At 74.6% G+C, this 18,696-nt stretch carries 20 protein-coding genes; 17 read left to right on the top strand and 3 right to left on the bottom strand.

All coding sequences use genetic code 11. The features are described 5' to 3' along the window. From ACYVKY_RS04260 to ACYVKY_RS04305, 10 genes are all read left to right on the top strand, one after another. Nucleotides 1–632, top strand: a 632-nt coding sequence (locus ACYVKY_RS04260) for a cell division protein FtsQ/DivIB (RefSeq protein WP_460433754.1), incomplete at its 5' end; no start/stop codon positions are given. A gap of 191 nt (nt 633–823) precedes the next feature. Next, on the top strand, nt 824–2,053 hold the full coding sequence (gene ftsZ, locus ACYVKY_RS04265) for a cell division protein FtsZ (RefSeq protein WP_460433755.1): 1,230 nt from the start codon (nt 824–826) through the stop codon (nt 2,051–2,053). A gap of 58 nt (nt 2,054–2,111) precedes the next feature. Continuing rightward, a complete protein-coding gene (gene pgeF, locus ACYVKY_RS04270; RefSeq protein ID WP_460433756.1) occupies nt 2,112–2,882 on the top strand; it encodes a peptidoglycan editing factor PgeF in 771 nt (256 codons plus the stop codon). After that, on the top strand, nt 2,879–3,577 hold the full coding sequence (locus tag ACYVKY_RS04275; protein WP_460433757.1) for a YggS family pyridoxal phosphate enzyme: 699 nt from the start codon (nt 2,879–2,881) through the stop codon (nt 3,575–3,577). The genes pgeF and ACYVKY_RS04275 overlap by 4 nt, the downstream gene beginning before the upstream one ends. 62 nt (nt 3,578–3,639) lie before the next feature. After that, nucleotides 3,640–4,137, top strand: coding sequence for a cell division protein SepF (locus ACYVKY_RS04280; protein WP_460433758.1), 498 nt, complete (start codon nt 3,640–3,642; stop codon nt 4,135–4,137). A gap of 45 nt (nt 4,138–4,182) precedes the next feature. Then, entirely contained in the window at nt 4,183–4,485 is a 303-nt protein-coding gene (locus ACYVKY_RS04285) for a YggT family protein (protein ID WP_460433759.1), read from the top strand. Nucleotides 4,486–4,611: 126 nt separating this feature from the next. Then, nucleotides 4,612–5,313, top strand: a complete 702-nt coding sequence (locus tag ACYVKY_RS04290; RefSeq protein ID WP_460433760.1) for a DivIVA domain-containing protein — start codon at nt 4,612–4,614, stop codon at nt 5,311–5,313. Nucleotides 5,314–5,486: 173 nt separating this feature from the next. After that, nucleotides 5,487–6,452, top strand: coding sequence for a TraR/DksA family transcriptional regulator (locus ACYVKY_RS04295; RefSeq protein ID WP_460433761.1), 966 nt, complete (start codon nt 5,487–5,489; stop codon nt 6,450–6,452). A 44-nt stretch (nt 6,453–6,496) separates the two neighbouring features. Then, on the top strand, nt 6,497–7,147 hold the full coding sequence (gene lspA, locus ACYVKY_RS04300; protein WP_460433762.1) for a signal peptidase II: 651 nt from the start codon (nt 6,497–6,499) through the stop codon (nt 7,145–7,147). Next, entirely contained in the window at nt 7,140–8,066 is a 927-nt protein-coding gene (locus ACYVKY_RS04305) for an RluA family pseudouridine synthase (RefSeq protein WP_460433763.1), read from the top strand. The genes lspA and ACYVKY_RS04305 overlap by 8 nt, the downstream gene beginning before the upstream one ends. Nucleotides 8,067–8,081: 15 nt before the next feature. Here the strand turns inward: ACYVKY_RS04305 and ACYVKY_RS04310 are convergent, their stop codons facing one another. After that, nucleotides 8,082–8,423, bottom strand: coding sequence for a VOC family protein (locus ACYVKY_RS04310; protein WP_460433764.1), 342 nt, complete (start codon nt 8,421–8,423; stop codon nt 8,082–8,084). A gap of 238 nt (nt 8,424–8,661) precedes the next feature. Between ACYVKY_RS04310 and dnaE the strand changes: the two genes are divergently transcribed. Beyond that, complete coding sequence (gene dnaE / locus ACYVKY_RS04315; RefSeq protein ID WP_460433765.1) at nt 8,662–12,195, top strand: DNA polymerase III subunit alpha; 3,534 nt, start codon at nt 8,662–8,664, stop codon at nt 12,193–12,195. Next, nucleotides 12,192–12,734, top strand: coding sequence for a hypothetical protein (locus tag ACYVKY_RS04320; RefSeq protein ID WP_460433766.1), 543 nt, complete (start codon nt 12,192–12,194; stop codon nt 12,732–12,734). The genes dnaE and ACYVKY_RS04320 overlap by 4 nt, the downstream gene beginning before the upstream one ends. A 19-nt stretch (nt 12,735–12,753) precedes the next feature. Here the strand turns inward: ACYVKY_RS04320 and ybaK are convergent, their stop codons facing one another. Further along, nucleotides 12,754–13,233 (bottom strand): aminoacyl-tRNA deacylase, encoded by a 480-nt coding sequence (ybaK, locus tag ACYVKY_RS04325; RefSeq protein ID WP_460433772.1) that lies wholly within the window; start codon nt 13,231–13,233, stop codon nt 12,754–12,756. 26 nt (nt 13,234–13,259) lie between these two features. Then, nucleotides 13,260–13,913 (bottom strand): LON peptidase substrate-binding domain-containing protein, encoded by a 654-nt coding sequence (locus ACYVKY_RS04330; RefSeq protein ID WP_460433767.1) that lies wholly within the window; start codon nt 13,911–13,913, stop codon nt 13,260–13,262. A 96-nt stretch (nt 13,914–14,009) separates the two neighbouring features. Here ACYVKY_RS04330 and hisD point away from each other — a divergent pair, with 96 nt between their 5' ends. The 5 genes from hisD to hisH all read left to right on the top strand — a co-directional run bounded on the left by hisD (nt 14,010) and on the right by hisH (nt 18,586). Beyond that, nucleotides 14,010–15,338 carry a histidinol dehydrogenase gene (hisD, locus tag ACYVKY_RS04335; protein ID WP_460433773.1) on the top strand — a complete coding sequence of 443 codons (1,329 nt, stop codon included), beginning with the start codon at nt 14,010–14,012 and terminating at the stop codon, nt 15,336–15,338. A 145-nt stretch (nt 15,339–15,483) separates the two neighbouring features. Then, nucleotides 15,484–16,617: a histidinol-phosphate transaminase gene (locus tag ACYVKY_RS04340; protein ID WP_460433768.1), complete on the top strand. Its 1,134-nt coding sequence runs from the start codon at nt 15,484–15,486 to the stop codon at nt 16,615–16,617. Next, the gene (gene hisB / locus ACYVKY_RS04345) at nt 16,614–17,228 is read left to right on the top strand and encodes an imidazoleglycerol-phosphate dehydratase (protein WP_460433769.1); all 615 of its coding nucleotides are present in this window, start codon (nt 16,614–16,616) and stop codon (nt 17,226–17,228) included. The genes ACYVKY_RS04340 and hisB overlap by 4 nt, the downstream gene beginning before the upstream one ends. 68 nt (nt 17,229–17,296) lie before the next feature. Beyond that, a complete protein-coding gene (locus ACYVKY_RS04350) occupies nt 17,297–17,935 on the top strand; it encodes a hypothetical protein (protein WP_460433770.1) in 639 nt (212 codons plus the stop codon). A 9-nt stretch (nt 17,936–17,944) separates the two neighbouring features. Continuing rightward, nucleotides 17,945–18,586: an imidazole glycerol phosphate synthase subunit HisH gene (gene hisH, locus ACYVKY_RS04355; protein WP_460433771.1), complete on the top strand. Its 642-nt coding sequence runs from the start codon at nt 17,945–17,947 to the stop codon at nt 18,584–18,586. The last annotated feature ends 110 nt before the right edge of the window (nt 18,587–18,696 follow it).

Consider the following 18,696-nt stretch of genomic DNA (forward strand, 5'->3'; position numbering starts at 1 on the left):
TGCTGCTCGCCGCGCTCGTCGTGGCGGCCTGGGTCGTGCTCGGGTCGCCGTGGCTGCGCGCCGACGAGGTGCGGGTCGACGGCGCGCAGCGCGTGCAGCAGGCCCAGGTCGACTCCGCGCTCGGCGACCAGCTCGGGCGTCCGCTGGCCCGCGTCGACACCGGCGCGGTCGAGGAGCGGCTCGAGCAGCTGTCGCAGGTGCGGTCGGCGCAGGTCGTGCGCGACTGGCCCTCGACCCTCGAGGTGCGGCTCACCGAGCGCGTCCCGGTGGCCGCGGTCCCGGGCGAGGCGGGGTTCGCCCTGGTCGACGACGCCGGCGTGGTGGTCGAGACCGTCCCGGAGCCCCCCGCCGGGCTCGCCGTGGTGAGCGAGGAGACCGTGGCCGCCGGCGGCGAGGCGCTCGAGGCCGCGGTCGCGGTGCTGCAGACGATGCCGGACGACCTGCGGGCCGCGGTGGCCGGCACCTCGGCCGCCACGCCCGACTCGGTGACGCTCGCCCTGACGTCCGGGGCGCAGGTCGTGTGGGGGAGCGCCGACGAGTCCGACCGCAAGGCGGCGGTGCTGCGCATCCTGCTCGCCCAGCCGGCGCAGGTGTACGACGTGTCCGCGCCGGGCACCCCCGTCACCCGCTGACGCACCACCGGTCCCGAGCGGTCGTTCCCGCGCCGACACGGCGTGTCCTGCACCGATCCTGCGCCGCCCGCCCCTAGCGTCGTGCAGGTCGAGGAGTTGACATAACTATAACCCTCTAGTTGAGGGTGAGGGTCCCCGGACCCGCTCGAGCACCCGATCCGCGCACGCAGACCCAGGAAGAGGCACACGACGTGGCAGCACCGCAGAACTACCTGGCGGTCATCAAGGTCGTCGGCATCGGCGGCGGCGGTGTCAACGCCGTCAACCGCATGATCGAGGTCGGGTTGAAGGGCGTGGAGTTCATCGCCATCAACACCGACGCGCAGGCCCTGCTGATGAGCGACGCCGACGTCAAGCTCGACGTCGGCCGCGAGCTCACCCGCGGCCTCGGCGCCGGCGCCGACCCCGAGGTCGGCAAGAAGGCCGCCGAGGACCACGCGGAGGAGATCGAGGAGGTGCTCAAGGGCGCCGACATGGTCTTCGTCACCGCGGGCGAGGGCGGCGGCACCGGCACCGGCGGCGCACCCGTCGTGGCGCGCATCGCGCGCTCGCTCGGCGCGCTGACGATCGGCGTGGTCACCCGCCCGTTCACCTTCGAGGGACGCCGCCGGGCCACCCAGGCCGAGACCGGCATCGACGGCCTGCGCGAGGAGGTCGACACCCTCATCGTCATCCCGAACGACCGGCTGCTGTCGATCAGCGACCGCGGCGTCTCGGTCATGGACGCCTTCAAGGCCGCCGACCAGGTGCTGCTGTCCGGTGTCCAGGGCATCTCCGACCTCATCACCACGCCCGGCCTGGTGAACGTCGACTTCGCCGACGTGAAGTCGGTCATGCAGGGCGCGGGTTCGGCCCTGATGGGCATCGGCTCGGCCCGCGGCGAGGACCGCGCGGTGCAGGCCGCCGAGCTGGCGATCTCCTCGCCGCTGCTCGAGGCGAGCATCGACGGCGCGCACGGGGTGCTGCTGTCGTTCCAGGGCGGTTCGGACCTCGGCCTGTTCGAGATCAACGAGGCCGCCCGGCTGGTGCAGGAGGCCGCGCACCCGGAGGCGAACATCATCTTCGGCACGGTCATCGACGACGCGCTCGGCGACGAGGTGCGGGTCACCGTCATCGCCGCCGGGTTCGACGGCGGCACCCCGAACCGCCGGCGCGACGACCGCGCCCTCGGCCAGGTGAGCGGGCGCCAGCAGGCGCAGGCACGGCCGGCGGCCACCGCGCAGCCGGCCGCGGCCCAGCCGGCCCCGGCGGCGGAACCGCGCCGGGAGGAGTCGGTGCCCGTCGCCGAGCGCGAGCGCGAGGCGGCGCCCGTCACGGTGCCGGCCGAGCGCCCTCTCGACCTCGACCGCGAGCCCGTGCGCCAGGGTGCGCGCTCGGTCTCGCTCGACGACGACCTGGACGTGCCCGACTTCCTGAAGTGAGCACGCTGCGGTGAGCCCTGCTGCGCGGCAGGGACGTGCGACGTGGTCCACTGACCGGGTGCGTGCGACCGACGAGCCCCGCGACCTCCTCCGGTGGTCGCGGGGCTCGTCCGCGTCGGTGCTGCTGGGGTTCACCGGGCGCACCGACGACGACGGCCCCGACGACTCCGCGCCGCGCGATCCCTACGGCGACAGCAACCTCGGCCTGCACGTGGGCGACGACCCCGACCGGGTGCGGGCGGTCCGGGCGCGGCTGGCCGAGCGGGTCGGCGTGGCGCCGGAGCGGTTGTTCGTCGCGGCCCAGGTGCACGGCACCCGGGTGGTGCGCGTCACCGACGGCTGGGACGACGTGCCCGAGGCCGACGCCCTGGTCACCGACCGGCCCGGCACGGCGCTGGCGGTCCTGGTCGCCGACTGCGTGCCGGTGCTGCTCGCCGACCCCGTCGCCGGGGTGGTCGGTGTCGCGCACGCCGGGCGGCGCGGCATGGCCGACGGCGTGGTGCCGGCGGCGGTCGACGCGCTGCGCGACCTCGGCGAGCGCCGGCTCTCGGCCGTGGTCGGTCCGTCGGTGTGCGCCCGCTGCTACGAGGTGCCCGCCGCGCTGCGCGACGAGGTGGCGGCGCGGGTGCCGGTGAGCGCGAGCGTGAGCGCCACCGGCACCCCCGCGGTCGACGTCGCCGCCGGCGTCCTCGAACAGCTCGCGGCGCTCGACGTCGAGGTGCAGACGGTGCCCGGCTGCACCGTCGAGCGGCCCGACCTCTACTCCCACCGCCGCGACGGCGTCACCGGCCGGTTCGCCGGCGTCGCCGTCCTGGGGGACACGACGTGAGCGCCGACCGTCGGGCCGAGCTCGCGAGCGGGCTCGAGGCCGTGGAGCGCCGGATCGCCGGGGCGTGCGAGGCCGCGGGCCGGGCGCGCGAGGAGGTCACGCTCGTCGTGGTCACCAAGACCTACCCGGTCGACGACGTCCGGCTGCTGGCCGACCTCGGCGTGCGGCACGTCGGCGAGGCGCGGGTGGCCGAGGCCGCCGACAAGGCCGAGGGCTGCGCCGGTCTCGACCTGGTGTGGCACGCCATCGGCCAGGTGCAGACCAAGAAGGCGGGCGCCGTCGTCCGCTGGGCCGACCTGGTCCACTCCCTCGACCGCGATCGGCTCGCGGGGGCGCTCGACCGCGCCGCGCAGACGGCAGGTCGCGTGCTCGACGTGCTCGTCCAGGTGAGCCTCGACGGCGACCCCTCACGCGGCGGTGCGCCGGTCGACGACGTGCCCGCGCTGGTCGAGACCGTCGCTGCCGCAACGGGTCTGCGCCTGCAGGGGGTGATGGCGGTGGCGCCGCTCGGCGTCGAGCCGCAGGAGGCCTTCGCCCGGCTGCGCGAGACCGCCGAGCGCGTGCGCGCCGAACACCCACAGGCGCAGGTGATCTCGGCCGGCATGAGCAACGACCTCGAGGACGCCGTCGCGAACGGCGCGACACACCTGCGTGTCGGCAGCGCGGTCCTCGGATCGCGGCCCCCGCTCGGGTAGCGTCGAAACCGTCCGATCACCACTCCCTCGCACCCGCGCGGGGTTCGTCTGGAGGAGTCACCATGGGCGGCCTTCGCAACGCGATGGTCTACCTCGGCCTGGCCGAGGAGGAGCACGAGCAGTCGATGGCGTACGACGAGCAGGAGCACGAGGCCTCCCGTCCCGCGCCGCGGGCCGAGGCCGCGCAGGAGCGAGGAGCCGCCGTGACGCCGATCAAGCGCGAGCGCGCGCCGCAGCGGGTCGTGTCCGAGCCGGTGGGCGGCGAGCTCACCCGGATCTCGACGATCCACCCGCGCACCTACAACGACGCCAAGACCATCGGCGAGAGCTTCCGCGAGGGCGTCCCGGTGATCATGAACCTCACCGACATGGACGACTCCGACGCCAAGCGGCTCGTCGACTTCAGCGCCGGCCTGGTCTTCGGCCTGCGCGGCTCGATCGAGCGGGTCACCAGCAAGGTGTTCCTGCTGTCGCCGGCGCACGTCGAGGTGAGCGCCCCTGCGGCTGCTGCCACCTCCGCGCGCGCGGGCGTCCAGAGCGGCTTCTTCAACCAGAGCTGAGCGGGCGGGTCGGGCACGGGCGCGAGCGGCACGTAGGCTGACGACGTGGCACTGGTCCTCTGGGCGCTGTACTGGGTCCTCTTCGCGTTCTTCGTCCTGATGATCGGGCGGCTGATCCTCGACCTGGTGCAGTCCTTCTCGCCGCACTGGCGCCCCAAGGGCCCGGTGCTGCTGCTGGCCGAGGTGATCTACACGCCCACCGACCCGCCGCTCAAGGCGCTGCGCTCGGTGCTGCCGCCGCTCTCGCTCGGGTCGGTGCGACTCGACCTGGCGTTCCTGGTGATCATGCTCGTCACGGGCCTGGCGATGTCGCTGGTGCAGGCCGCGGCGGTGAGCGCCAGCAGCTGATCGCGCACGGCACGCCGCCCGCGATCTGCGAGCGGAGCGGCGTGTCCGCTAACGTTGCCGCTGATCCCGGTTGGTCGGGGTCGAGCGGTCCGACCACGGGTAGACACATCGGTATGAGGTGACCACATGGCTCTGACGCCGGACGACGTCGTCAACAAGACGTTCCAGCCCACGAAGTTCCGCGAGGGCTACGACCAGGACGAGGTCGACGACTTCCTCGACGAGGTCGTCAACGCGCTGCGCGCGCTCGAGCAGGAGAACGCCGACCTCAAGGCCAAGCTCTCGGCCTGCGAGAACCGCGTGGGCGAGCTGACGCGGGCTGCCGCGAGCTCGACGAGCATGACCAAGACGATCGAGCCGACGCCCGCCCCCGAGCCGGAGCCCGAGCCGGAGCCCGAGCCCGAGCCGGAGCCCGTCGTGGCCCAGCCCGTGGTGGCTCCCGCGCCGGCGCCCACCCCCGCCCCGGTCGCCACGGCGGCCGTCGGCGGTGGCGCCAGCCCCGAGGCGGCGACCGGCATGCTCGCGCTCGCGCAGAAGCTGCACGACGAGCACGTCCGCAGCGGCGAGGAGACCCGCGACCAGCTCATCGGCGAGGCCCGCGAGCAGGCCGAGCGGCTCGTGCGCGAGGCCGAGGCGAAGAAGTCCCAGACCCTCGGCGCCCTCGAGCAGGAGCGCTCGCTGCTCGAGCGCAAGATCGACCAGCTCCGCGGCTTCGAGCGCGAGTACCGCGCCCGGCTGAAGTCCTACCTCGAGACGCAGCTGCGCGACCTCGAGAACAAGGGCAGCCTCGCGCCCGGTCGTCCCGGCGAGGGCGGCCAGACCGGCTGACGCCGGCACCCCGCGTGACGACGGGGCCGTGACCACCCGGTCACGGCCCCGTCGGCGTCCCTGCCGATCGTGACGATCGGCCGGCGCGGCGCGTCGAGGCTGCCGTGGGTGCCCGGTCCGTCCTATCCTCGCGGGCACCACGAGCGGCCGACGGCGGCCGGAGGAGGCCGACGATGGCGCGGACGTCAGCACGTGCGGGCACGACGAAGCAGGCTGCCCCGGCGAAGAGGGCCACGGGGGCCGCGGCGACGAAGGCTGCTCCGGCGAAGGCGGCGGCGAAGAAGGCCGCGCCCGCGAAGGCGGCGGCGAAGAAGACCGCGCCCGCGAAGGCGGCGGCGAAGAAGACCGCGCCCGCGAAGGCGGCGGCGAAGAAGACCGCGCCCGCGAAGGCGGCGACGAAGAAGACCGCGCCCGCGAAGGCGGCGACCAAGAAGGCGGCCCCCGCGAAGGCGGCGACCAAGAAGGCGGCCCCCGCGAAGGCGGCGACCAAGAAGGCGGCCCCCGCGAAGGCGGCGACCAAGAAGGCGGCCCCCGCGAAGGCGGCGACCAAGAAGGCGGCGCCCGCGAAGGCGGCGGCGAAGAAGGCCGCGCCCGCGAAGGCGATGGCGACGAAGACCGCCCCGGCGAGGAAGACCGCCCCCGCGAAGGCCGCGGCGAAGAAGGCCGCCCCGGCGAAGGCCGCGGCGAAGAAGGCCGCCCCGGCGAAGGCTGCGGCGACGAAGACCGCCCCCGCGGCCTCGCCCTCCGGCGGCCTGCGGGTCAAGGACGACGAGAGCCCCTGGACCAAGGCCGAGCTGCGCGCCGTCCGCACCGAGCTCGAGGGCGACGTCGCGCGGCTGCAGGCCGAGCTGGCCGTCGCCGACGACCAGATCGCCGAGCTGACCCGCGACGCCGCCGACATCGCCGGCGACGACCAGGCCGACGCCGGGAGCAAGGCGTTCGAGCGCGAGCACAGCGCGTCGCTCGCGAACAACGCGCGCGAGGCGCTGGCCCAGACCCGGCACGCCCTGGAGCGGCTGGACGACGGCAGCTACGGCCGTTGCGAGTCGTGCGGCGAGCCGATCGGCAAGGGCCGGCTGCAGGCCTTCCCGCGCGCCACGCTGTGCGTGCGGTGCAAGCAGCTGCAGGAGCGGCACTGACGCCCTGACGGGTCGCCGCCGGCGCCGTGGGAGGCTTGCCCACGATGTCCGACGACGCCCAGGGGCCCCGCGAGCCGGCCGACCCCGCCGACACCGCACCGGTCGACCGCGCACCCGACGCGGGCGACGGCGCCGAGCCGGCGCCGTCCGAGGTCGACCCCCGTCGCCGTCGCCGCCTGCTGGTGCTGCTCGCCGTGGTCTGCGTGCTCGCCTACGCCGCCGACCAGGTGACCAAGTGGATCGCCCTGCAGCAGCTGGCCGACGGCCGCGTCGTCCCGGTCGTCGACGGCTGGTTCTCGCTGCGGCTGCTGTTCAACCCGGGGGCGGCCTTCTCCCTGGGCGAGGGCACGACCTGGCTCTTCACCGGCGTCGCGGTGGTCGTGGTGGTCGTGATCGTCCGCACGTCCCGCCGGCTGGGCAGCCTGCGGTGGGCGCTCGCGCTCGGGTTCCTGCTCGGGGGCGCCCTGGGCAACCTGACCGACCGGCTCGTGCGCGAGCCGGGGTTCGCCCGCGGCCACGTCATCGACTTCCTCGCCTACGCCGACTGGTTCGTGGGCAACGTGGCCGACGTCTGGATCGTCGGGGCGGCCGCGGCGGTGGCGCTGCTCGGCCTGCTCGGCATCGGTGTCGACGGCACCCGGGAGAAGGACCAGCGGGCCGCCGCGCGCGAGGCGCAGGACGCCAGCCGTGGCTGAGACCCGCAGCCTCCCGGTGCCCGACGGGCTCGACGGCGAGCGCGTCGACGCCGGGCTGGCCCGCCTGCTCGGCCTGTCACGCTCGGTCGTCGCGACGATCGCGGCGGACGGCGGCGTCCGCGTCGACGGGCGCGAGGCCGGCAAGTCCGACCGCCTGGTCGGCGGCACCTGGATCGAGGTCGACCTGCCCGGCGCACCCGAGCCGGTGCAGCTGGTGCCCGAGACCGTCGAGGGCCTACGGGTCGTGCACGACGACGACGACCTGGTCGTGGTCGACAAGCCGGTCGGGGTCGCCGCGCACCCGTCCCCGGGCTGGACCGGCCCGACGGTGGTGGGCGGGCTCGCGGGGCTGGGCTACCGCATCTCCACCAGCGGTGCCGCCGAGCGCCAGGGCGTCGTGCACCGGCTCGACGTCGGCACGTCCGGGCTGATGGTGGTGGCCAAGAGCGAGCACGGGTACACGGTGCTGAAGCGCGCGTTCAAGGAGCGCACGGTCGACAAGATCTACCACGCGGTCGTGCAGGGCCTGCCCGACCCGGTCAGCGGCACGATCGACGCGCCGATCGGACGGCACCCGTCCTCGGACTGGAAGTGGGCGGTCACCCGCGACGGCAAGCCGTCGGTCACCCACTACGAGCTGCTCGAGGCGTTCCGCTCGGCCAGCCTGCTCGAGATCCACCTCGAGACCGGCCGCACCCACCAGATCCGGGTGCACTTCTCGGCGCTGCGCCACCCCTGCGCGGGCGACCTCACCTACGGCGCCGACCCCACCCTCGCCCGCCGGCTCGGCCTGACGCGGCAGTGGCTGCACGCCCACCGGCTCGGGTTCGCGCACCCGTCGACGGGGGAGCGGGTGCTGTTCGAGAGCCCCTACCCGGCCGACCTCGCCGCCGCGCTCGACCTGCTGCGCGACGGCTGAGCCTCCCCCGTCGGGTCAGGCGGGGCCGCCGCCGAACCCGACCTCGTTGCCGTCGGGGTCGTGGAAGGTCACCTTGCGCACGCCGTTGCCGTAGGTCTCCCGCGACGTCGGGTCGATGCCGCGCCCCACGGCCGCGGCCACCCGCTCGTCGAGGTCGTCGACGAACAGCGTCACCAGCGAGCGGCCGGCGTCGTCCGGTCGCAGCTCGACGTAGACCGAGCGGTCCGGCGCGAGCTCCCAGACGGCCTCGACGTCGTTCGGGCGGAAGCTCGGCGGCGCCCCGAGCAGTCGCTCGTACCACTCCAGCGCCGCGGGCAGGTCGCGGACGAGGAGGCCGGCGAACAGGGCGAGGGCCACCCGCCGATGGTGGCACGCGCGCCCACCGTCCGGCCACGGACGCGGACACGCGGGCCGACACGCTGGGGGACACGCCGACCGACCAGGGACCCGCCGACCGGTGCCCGGAAGTGTCGGTGCCGCGACCTAGACTCGACCTCCTACGCAGCGGCCACCGGCCCGCCGTCCACCGACGACGGTCGCCGGACCTTCCCCAGGTCACCGCCCGCACCGCGCGCACCGAGGAGGCCGCCACCCCATGCCGTCCGGCTCCGACCAGTTCGTCCACCTGCACAACCACACCGAGTACTCGATGCTCGACGGTGCGGCGCGCGTGGGCGACCTGTTCGAGGAGGCCGCCCGCATGGGCATGCCGGCGCTGGCGACGACCGACCACGGGTACGTCTTCGGCGCCTACGACTTCTGGAAGCAGGCGCAGCGGCACGGCGTGAAGCCGATCATCGGCGTCGAGGCCTACGTCACGCCCGGCACCCACCGCACCGACCGCACCCGCGTCACCTACGGCGACGGCGGCCGCGACGACGTCTCCTCCCGCGGCCTCTACACGCACATGACGCTGCTGGCCGAGAACAACGCGGGCATGCACAACCTGTTCCGGATGTCGTCGCAGGCCAGCCTCGACGCCGTCTACGGCAAGTTCCCGCGGCTCGACCGCGAGCTGCTGCAGACCTACGCGGGCGGGCTGATCGGCACCACCGGCTGCGTCAGCGGCGAGGTGCAGACCCGCATCCGGCAGGGGCAGTACGACAAGGCGCTCGAGGCCGCGGCCGACCTGCGCGACATCTTCGGGCGCGGCAACTACTTCGCCGAGGTGATGGACCACGGGCTCGAGATCGAGCGCCGCACCCACGAGGACCTGCTGCGCATCGCCAAGGACCTCGACCTGCCGCTGGTCGCGACCAACGACCTGCACTACACCCGTGCCGACGACGCCACCGCGCACGCCGCCCTGCTGTGCGTGCAGTCGGGGTCGACCCTGGCCGACCCCGACCGGTTCAAGTTCGACGCCGACGAGTTCTACCTGAAGAGCCCCGCGCAGATGCGCGAGCTGTGGCGCGACCTGCCCGAGGCGTGCGACAACACCCTGCTCGTCGCCGAGCGGTGCGAGGTGTCGTTCACCGAGGGCGAGGGGCGCTTCATGCCCCGGTTCGAGTGCCCCGAGGGCGAGGACGAGCGGTCCTGGTTCATCAAGGAGGTCGACCGCGGCCTCGAGGCGCGCTACCCGCAGGGCGTCCCGGCCGACGTCCGCGCGCAGGCCGACTTCGAGACCGAGGTCATCGTCTCCAAGGGCTACGCCGGGTACTTCCTCGTCGTCGCCGACTTCATCAACTGGGCCAAGGCCAACGGCATCCGGGTCGGCCCCGGTCGCGGCTCGGGCGCCGGCTCGATGTGCGCGTACGCGATGCGCATCACCGACCTCGACCCGCTGCAGCACGGGCTGATCTTCGAGCGGTTCCTCAACCCCGAGCGCATGTCGATGCCCGACTTCGACGTCGACTTCGACGAGCGCCGCCGCGGCGAGGTGATCCGCTACGTCACCGAGAAGTACGGCGACGAGCGGGTCGCGATGATCGTCACCTACGGCACGATCAAGGCCAAGCAGGCGATCAAGGACTCCTCGCGCGTCCTCGGGTTCCCGTTCGCCATGGGCGACAGGATCACCAAGGCGATGCCGCCCGCGGTGATGGGCAAGGACATCCCGCTCGCCGGGATCTTCGACCCCGAGCACAAGCGGTACAAGGAGGCCGGGGAGTTCCGCGCCCTGCACGCCGAGGACCCCGAGGTCGCCAAGGTCGTCGAGACCGCCCGCGGCCTCGAGGGGCTGAAGCGGCAGTGGGGCGTGCACGCGGCCGGCGTGATCATGTCGAGCGAGCCGCTGCTCGACGTCATCCCGATCATGCGGCGGCTGCAGGACGGCCAGGTCATCACCCAGTTCGACTACCCGACGTGCGAGTCGCTCGGGCTGGTCAAGATGGACTTCCTCGGCCTGCGCAACCTGACCATCCTCGACGACGCGCTGAAGAACGTGCAGGCCAACCGCGGCGTCGACATCGACCTCGACGCGCTGTCCAAGGACCCCACCGACCCCGAGACCTACGGGCTGCTCGGACGCGGCGACACCCTCGGTGTGTTCCAGTTCGACGGCGGCCCGATGCGCCAGCTGCTGCGGCTGATGAAGCCCGACAACTTCGAGGACATCTCGGCGGTCGGCGCGCTCTACCGCCCGGGCCCGATGGGCGCCAACAGCCACACCAACTACGCGCTGCGCAAGAACAAGCAGCAGGAGGTCGAGTACCCGCACCCCGAGCTGGCGCAGGCGCTCGAACCCATCCTGGGCACGACCTTCGGGTTGATCGTGTACCAGGAGCAGGTCATGGAGATCGCCCAGAAGCTCGCGGGCTACACGCTCGGCAAGGCCGACATGCTCCGCCGGGCGATGGGCAAGAAGAAGCGCGAGGTGCTCGACGCCGAGTACGTCGGGTTCGAGGCCGGCATGCTCGAGAACGGGTTCAGCCCGGCGTCGATCAAGTCGCTGTGGGACGTCCTGGTCCCGTTCTCCGACTACGCGTTCAACAAGGCGCACTCGGCCGCGTACGGACTGGTCTCGTACTGGACCGCCTACCTCAAGGCCAACTTCAAGGCCGAGTACATGGCCGCGCTGCTCACCTCCGTCGGCGACGACAAGGACAAGTCGGCGCTGTACCTGGCCGAGTGCCGCCGGATGAAGGTCACCGTCCTGCCGCCGGACGTGAACGAGTCGATCGGCGTGTTCGCCGCGGTCGGCGACGACGTGCGGTTCGGCCTGGCCGCCATCCGCAACGTCGGCCACAACGTGGTCGAGGCGATCGTGCGGGCCCGCGAGGAGAAGGGCGCCTTCACCTCGTTCGAGGACTTCCTGCGCAAGGTGCCGGCGGTGGTGTGCAACAAGCGCACGATCGAGTCGCTGGTCAAGGCCGGCGCGTTCGACTCTCTCGGCCACACCCGCCGCGGGCTGGCCGCCGTCCACGAGGTGTACGTCGACGCCCTCGTCGAGGAGAAGAAGCAGGAGGCGATCGGGCAGGACTCGCTGTTCGGCGGGCTCGACGACGACAGCGGCGTGCAGCTCGCCACGCTGCCCACCATCCCCGACCTGGAGTGGGACAAGCGGTTCAAGCTCGCCGCCGAGCGCGAGATGCTCGGCCTCTACGTCTCCGACCACCCGCTGCTGGGCGTCGAGCACGTGCTGGCGTCGGCGGCCGACACCTCGATCGCGAACCTGGTCGCCGACGAGTCGCGCCCCGACGGCTCCACCGTCACGATCGCCGGGATGATCACGCAGGTCTCCCGCAAGATGACCAAGGCGGGCTCCACCTGGGCGATCGCGCAGGTCGAGGACCTCGCCGGGTCGATCGAGGTGCTGTTCTTCCCGCAGACCTACCAGACCGTCTCGCACGAGCTCCGCGAGGACCAGGTGGTCGTGGTCCGCGGCCGGCTGAACCGCCGCGACGACGTCCCGGCCGTGAACGCGCAGGAGATGAGCCTGCCCGAGCTGAGCGAGGGGCCGCGCGGCCCCGTCGTCATCTCGCTGCCCACCGCCCGGTGCACCGAGCCGATGGTGGCGCGGCTCAAGGACGTCCTCGCCACCCACCCCGGCGTCACCGACGTGCAGCTGCGCCTGACCCAGCACGACAAGTCGACCCTGATGCGGCTGCCCGACGCGCTGCGGGTGACGCCGTCGCCGGCCCTGTTCGGCGACCTCAAGGCCCTCCTCGGCCCCGGTTGCCTGGTGTGAGCGCGGTCCGGGTCGGCGAGGCGGCGCCCTCGGCGCCGGCCGCGCGGCGCCGTGCCCTGCCGGGGTGGTTCCTGCTCCTCGCCGGGCTGCTCCTGCTGGCCGTCGCGGTGGCGCTGGTCTGGTGGGCGCTGGTCCCGCAGACCGAGGTGGTCGAGGTCGAGGGTCTGGTCACCTCGCCCGGCCCCGGTGACGACGTGCTCGCGGGTGCCGACGCCGTGTTCGTGGTCCTGGCGCTGGTCGCCGGCGCCCTCACCGGCGTCGGGGTGGTGGTGGCCGGGGGCGGCCGGCTGCTCGGGGCCGCCGCGTGGGGTGTGGCCGGCGGCTACCCGGCGGCCCTGCTCGCGTGGCAGCTCGGTCGCTGGACCGGACCCGCGCCCGTCGACGCGCAGCAGGCCGCCGGCGTCGAGCGGCTGCAGGCGCCGCTCGACCTGAGCGCCCCCCTGGTGCTGGCGCTGGCCTGGCCGGGCGCCACCGCCACGGTGGTCTTCGCCGGCCTGCTGGTCTGGCTGCTCGTGCGCCCACCGCACCAGGGCGACTGACGAGCGCCACACCCCAGCGCTACCCGGCCGCCACGGCGGCCACCACCGCGCCGGTGAGCCGCACCAGGTCCTGCGGGGCCAGCTCGACGTCGACGCCGCGCCGGCCGGCGCTCACCAGCACCGTGCCGTGCCCGAGGGCCGACCCGTCGACGACGGTCGCCAGGCGCCGCTTCTGCCCGAGCGGGCTGATCCCGCCGACGACGTAGCCGGTCGCGCGCTCGGCCGCCCCGGGGTCGGCCATCCGCGCCTTCTTCCCGCCCACGGCGGCGGCCACCGCCTTGAGGTCGAGCTGCCCCGTCACCGGCACCACCGCGACGACCAGCCGCCCGTCGACGTCGGCCAGCAGCGTCTTCAGCACCCGGGCCGGCTCGACGCCGAGCGCCGCCGCCGCCTCGAGCCCGTACCCGCCCGCGGCCTGGGCGGCCGCGGCGTCGTGCTCGTAGGCCCGGACGGTGTGGGGCACCTTCGCCCGCTCGAGCGCACGGGTCGCGGGGGTCATCGTCACGACGACCAGCCTGCCACCGGTCAGCTCAGGCTGGCCGACTCCCAGGCGCCCTGCTGCGGCAGCGCCCGCAGCGCCTTGATCAACCGCCGCTCGCGCCGCAGCAGCCGCGACTGGGCGAGCAGCCGCCGGGCGGTGTCGGGCTGCTCGAGCAGCGACTGCCGGTCGGCGACGTCGAGCACCATCCCGGCGGCGACCAGGTACGAGAGCACCCGCGGCGAGGACGGCAGGTCGGGCGGCTCGAGCCCGATGTCCTCGCGGTAGCCGCTGTAGGCGGCGGCGACCCGGTCGGCCAGCCGGGCCACGTCGACGTCGTCGCCGTCCACGTCCTGCATCGCCGACACCAGGCCGGTGGGGTACGGCGTGCCCGCGGCGTCGTCGAGTCCGTGCAGCCGGAACCGCACCGCCCCGCTCGTGACCACCGCCAGCGTGCCGTCGTCGTTCTCGCTGACCTGGCGCAGCACGGCGGTGGTGCCGACGTCGTGCAGGGCCCGGGCGGCACCCTCGCCGACCTCGTGCCCGGCGCGGATCGCGACCACCCCGAACACCCGCTCGCGCTCGGGTCGCTCGAGCAGGTCCTGCACCAGGGCGCGGTAGCGCGGCTCGAAGACGGTGAGCGGCAGGACGAGGCCCGGCACCAGGACGGTGCCCAGGGGGAACAGCGCCAGCCGCTGCATGCTGCGACCGTAACCCCCGCAGCCCCGCCGCGCGCCCGGTCCGCGCGAGACCGCCCGACCGGGCGTGTCGCCGCCCCTCGTACCCTGGACGCCGTGATGCGCACCCTCGACCTGCGTGGCCGCACCCTCGACGTGCGCGACCTGCGCGCCGAGCTGCCGCGGGCGGAGGTCGACGTCGAGCAGGCGGCCGAGCAGATCCGCCCCGTCGTCGACGACGTCCGCCACCGCGGCGCGGCCGCGCTGCGCGACCTCGGCGAGCGCTTCGACGGCGTCCGCCCCGAGCACCTGCGGGTGCCGGTGGCCGCCCTGCACCAGGCGCTCGACGCCCTCGACCCGGCCGTGCGCGCGGCCCTGGAGGAGTCGATCCGGCGCGCCCGCACCGTGCACGCGGCCCAGCGCCGCGGCGACACCCGCGTCGACGTCGTGCCGGGCGGCACCGTGACCGAGCGCTGGGTGCCGGTCGCCCGGGTCGGGCTGTACGTGCCGGGCGGCCTGGCCGTCTACCCCTCCAGCGTCGTGATGAACGTCGTGCCCGCGCAGGAGGCCGGCGTCGACGAGCTGGTCGTGGTCTCGCCGCCGCAGAAGGACTTCGGCGGGCTGCCGCACCCGACGATCCTGGCCGCGTGCGCGCTGCTCGGCGTCGACGAGGTGTACGCCGTCGGCGGGGCGCAGGCCGTCGCCATGCTCGCCTACGGCGCCCGCGAGACCGACGGACCGCGGGCGGGCGAGGTCGTCTGCCGACCGGTCGACGTCGTCACCGGGCCGGGCAACGTGTGGGTGACGGCCGCCAAGCGGCTGGTCCGCGGGGTCGTCGGCATCGACTCCGAGGCCGGGGTCACCGAGATCGCCGTGCTCGCCGACGACACCGCCGACCCGGCGCACGTCGCGGCCGACCTGATCAGCCAGGCCGAGCACCACCCCGACGCCGCCTCGGTGCTCGTGACGCCGTCCGAGCAGCTCGTGGACGCCGTGCAGCGGGTGCTCGTCGACCAGGTCGCCGCCACCAAGCACGCCGAGCGGGTGCAGGTCGCGCTGCGCGGTCCGCAGTCCGCGGTGGTGCTCGTCGACGACCTCGAGGCCGGCCTGGCCGTCTGCGACGCCTACGCGGCCGAGCACCTGGAGATCCAGACGCGGGGCGCGCGCGAGCTGGCGATGCGGGTGCGCAACGCGGGCGCGGTGTTCGTCGGCCCGCACTCGCCGGTGTCGCTCGGCGACTACTGCGCCGGGTCGAACCACGTCCTGCCCACGGGCGGCTGCGCCTCGCACTCCAGCGGCCTGTCGGTGCAGACCTTCCTGCGCGGCGTGCACGTCGTGGAGTACACCCGCGAGGCGCTCGCCGACGTCGCCGACCACGTGGTCGCGCTCGCGACCGCCGAGGACCTGCCGGCGCACGGCCAGGCGGTCACCGTCCGGTTCCGCGACTGACCCCGGGTGCGGACGGGGGATCCGTCCGCCCGCACCCGGGTCCGCCGAGACTCGCAGCCCCGGCGGGTGCCGCGCCGCCACCGTCCACAGCCCAGCAGCCGGACGCGCGGACGACCGCCTCCAGCGGCTCCCTAGACTCGGTCGGGTGAGCCCGGACGACCTCCCCCTGCGCGACGACCTGCGCGGCGCGCAGGCCTACGGCGCACCGCAGATCGACGTGCCGGTGCGCCTCAACACCAACGAGAACAGCTACCCCGTCCCGGACGAGGTGGTGCAGGCGATCACCGGAGCCGTTGCGGCCGAGGCGGTCTCGCTGAACCGCTACCCCGATCGCGAGCACGTGGCCCTGCGCGAGGACCTCGCGGCGTACCTGACCCGGTCGACGGGCCACCACCTCGAGGCCGCCCAGGTGTGGGCGGGCAACGGCTCGAACGAGGTGCTGCAGCACGTGGCGATGGCGTTCGGTGGACCCGGCCGCACGGCGATGGGCTTCACCCCGGCGTACTCGATGCACCCGATCATCAGCACCGGCGTCGGCATGCGGTGGGTCGACGGACCGCGCCGCGACGACTTCTCGCTCGACGCCGACGAGGTCGCCGCCGCGGTGCGCGCCGAGCGTCCCGACGTCGTGCTGCTGTGCTCGCCGAACAACCCGACCGGCACCGCCCTCGACCTCGCGCTCGTCGAGCGGGTCTACGACGCCACCGACGGCGTGGTCGTCGTCGACGAGGCGTACGCCGAGTTCGCCCGTCCCGGAACGCCCTCCGCGGTCACGCTGCTGCCCGGCCGCGAGCGCCTGGTCGTGTCCCGGACGATGAGCAAGGCGTTCGCGCTGGCCGGCGCCCGTCTCGGCTACCTGGTGGCCGACGAGGCGGTGTGCACCGCGATGCGGCTGGTGCGCATGCCGTACCACCTCTCGAGCGTCACCCAGGCCACCGCGCGCGCCGCGCTCGCGCACGTCGACGTGCTGCTCGGCACCGTCGAGGCGATCAAGGCCCAGCGCGACCGCCTCGTCGAGGAGGTGGCCGGGCTCGGGCTGCAGCCCGTACCGAGCGACGCCAACTTCGTCCTGTTCGGCGGTCTCGACGACGAGAAGGCCACGTGGACAGCGCTGCTCGACCACGGCGTGCTCGTCCGCGACGTCGGCATCGCCGGCCACCTGCGGGTCACAGCCGGCACCCCCGACGAGACCACCGCGTTCCTCGACGCGCTCGCTGCCACACTGGACCGCGTCCCCGCACGGCCAGCCCCCACGAGCACGACCACGGAGCACCGATGAGCCGCACCGCCCGCACCGAGCGCACGACGAGCGAGTCGAAGGTCGTCGTCGAGCTCGACCTCGACGGCACCGGCACGAGCCGGATCAGCACCGGGGTCGGCTTCTACGACCACATGCTCACGGCCTTCTCGCGGCACTCGCTGATCGACCTCGTGGTCGAGGCGCAGGGCGACACGCACGTCGACGCCCACCACGTCGTCGAGGACACCGCGATCGTCCTGGGGCAGACGCTGCGCGAGGCGCTCGGCGACAAGGTGGGCCTGTCCCGGTTCGGCGACGCCACCGTCCCGCTCGACGAGGCGCTCGTGCAGGCCGTCGTCGACGTGTCCGGCCGGCCGTACTGCGTGCACACCGGCGAGCCGGACGCCCAGGCGTTCGTCCTGATCGGCGGCGGCGGGGGAGGCGTGCCCTACGCCGGCTCCCTCACCCGGCACGTGTTCGAGACGCTCGCGTTCCACGCCCACCTCGCGCTGCACGTGCGCGTCCTCGCGGGCCGCGACCCCCACCACCTGGTCGAGACCCAGTTCAAGGCGGTCGCCCGGGCGCTGCGCGCCGCGATCGCGATCGACCCGCGGGTCGAGGGCGTCCCGAGCACCAAGGGCGCGCTCTGAGCAGCCCGACCTCGAGCGAGCGCACCCCGGACGACGCGGGTCTGCAGCGGTACCTGCTCCTCGCGCCGGTGCCCGACGCGCGCCGGCTCGCCCGGGCGGCCGCCGGGCTCGGCCTGCGCGGTCACGTCGTGCCCACCTCGACCGGGTCGGTCGTGGTCCCGGACGCCGCCCTGCTCGCCGGGTCCGGCACCGAGGGCTCGGTGCTCGGCGAGGCCGCGCCGCGGCTGTCCCGCGTCCTCGGCCGCCGCGCGCCCGTGCTGGTGCTCACCCGCGCCGACGGCCGGCTGCAGGCCCAGCGCTGGCAGGGTGGCGCGCTCGTCGACACCCCGGCGGCCGGGCTGCTCGCCCAGTCGCTGCCGGACGCCGTGACCGACCTGCTGGTCGGCTCGGGCGACCCCGCCGAGGTGCCCGGGGCGGTCGAGATCGGCGTGCTCGCCCGCGCGAGCGGGCCGCAGCCGGCGGGCGGAGTCCCCGACGACGTCCGCGCCGCCCGCCGGCGCCGCGTCGACCTGGTCGGCGGCTGGGTCGTCGGCGTCCTGGCCCTGCTCTGGGCGCTGTTCGAGGCGGCCCAGGCGCTCACCGGCCGCGGCAGCTGGGTCGTCGTCGCGCTCGCGCTCGCGGTCGTCGCCGTCATGGTCGTCGTGGTGGTGCGCGCGTCGCGCCGCGGCGGCGCCACCGGCGCCGGTGGCCCGACCGCCGGCTCGTAGGCTGGACGCGTGCCCTCCCGTCCCCGCGTGGTCGTGCTCGACTACGGCTTCGGCAACGTGCGCTCGGCCGTCCGCGCGCTCGAGCGGGTCGGCGCCGAGGTCGAGCTGACCGCCGACCGCGCCGCCGCGCACGAGGCCGACGGCCTGGTCGTCCCCGGCGTCGGTGCGTTCGCCGCCTGCATGGACGGCCTGCGCGCGGTGCGCGGCGACCAGGTCGTCGACCGGCGGCTCGCCGGCGGCCGCCCGGTGCTCGGCATCTGCGTCGGCATGCAGGTGCTGTTCGACCGCGGCGTCGAGCACGGCCGCGCCGCCGACGGCCTCGGCCAGTGGCCCGGCACGGTCGACCGGCTCGAGGCCGACGTCGTCCCGCACATGGGCTGGAACACCGTGCGCGCACCCGAGGGCACCCGGCTGTTCGCCGGGCTCGAGGACGCCCGCTTCTACTTCGTCCACTCCTACGGCGTCCGCCGCTGGGAGCTCGTCGTCGACGACGCCTCGCCCCTCGTCGCGCCGCTGGTCACCTGGTCCGACCACGGGTCGCCCTTCGTGGCCGCCGTCGAGAACGGGCCGCTCAGCGCGACCCAGTTCCACCCGGAGAAGTCCGGCGACGCGGGCCTGGAGCTGCTGCGCTCCTGGCTGGGCACCCTGTGACCCGGGCCGCGTCGTGAGCAGGGAGCGCGCCGCCCGCCGGGCCGAGCGCGAGGCCGATCGCGCGCGCCGGGTCGAGCAGGGCCGGCGCCGCGCGCAGCGGGCCGCACGCC

Source organism: Angustibacter speluncae (assembly GCF_054777815.1).

Coding starts and splice junctions, on each gene's coding strand:
- ACYVKY_RS04280 (WP_460433758.1), top strand. CDS start 3,640: ATGGGCGGCCTTCGCAACGCGATGGTCTACCTCGGCCTGGCCGAGGAG.
- ACYVKY_RS04290 (WP_460433760.1), top strand. CDS start 4,612: ATGGCTCTGACGCCGGACGACGTCGTCAACAAGACGTTCCAGCCCACG.
- ACYVKY_RS04295 (WP_460433761.1), top strand. CDS start 5,487: ATGGCGCGGACGTCAGCACGTGCGGGCACGACGAAGCAGGCTGCCCCG.
- lspA (WP_460433762.1), top strand. CDS start 6,497: ATGTCCGACGACGCCCAGGGGCCCCGCGAGCCGGCCGACCCCGCCGAC.
- dnaE (WP_460433765.1), top strand. CDS start 8,662: ATGCCGTCCGGCTCCGACCAGTTCGTCCACCTGCACAACCACACCGAG.
- ybaK (WP_460433772.1), bottom strand. CDS start 13,233: ATGACCCCCGCGACCCGTGCGCTCGAGCGGGCGAAGGTGCCCCACACC.
- ACYVKY_RS04330 (WP_460433767.1), bottom strand. CDS start 13,913: ATGCAGCGGCTGGCGCTGTTCCCCCTGGGCACCGTCCTGGTGCCGGGC.
- hisD (WP_460433773.1), top strand. CDS start 14,010: ATGCGCACCCTCGACCTGCGTGGCCGCACCCTCGACGTGCGCGACCTG.
- hisB (WP_460433769.1), top strand. CDS start 16,614: ATGAGCCGCACCGCCCGCACCGAGCGCACGACGAGCGAGTCGAAGGTC.